The following is a 236-nucleotide window of genomic DNA, read 5'->3' as shown; positions in this document are numbered from 1 at the left end:
GCGTGTACCCAGGATTGGCAGCCGTTGGCGCAGGTGATGGCCGAGGTGATGGCCGAGGTGATGAAGCGCAGCGACGGGTTTTTCGCCACCGACTTCTTCGTATTTTGGCGAGCCCGGGAATTGGCGAAGGCGGGGCGGTTGGCGTTATCGGCGGATGCTGAGGCGGTGAGTTATGGGGGGTTGGAGGTTCGGAGGCTGGGTTAGGTTTGGGCGATTAAAAGCTCGAGGCTAAAGCC

General features: G+C 61.0%; 1 protein-coding gene. It reads left to right on the top strand.

Annotated elements, in window-relative coordinates; genetic code table 11:
* A partial coding sequence (locus AC0IW9_RS31975; RefSeq protein WP_471652301.1) for a DUF3658 domain-containing protein occupies positions 1 to 204 on the top strand: 204 nt, incomplete at its 5' end.
* Positions 205 to 236 lie beyond the last annotated feature (32 nt).

It is taken from the genome of Belnapia sp. AC561 (genome assembly GCF_979252845.1).
Note: the sequence above shows the minus strand (reverse complement) of the source record. Positions and strands in the feature narration are given on the sequence as shown.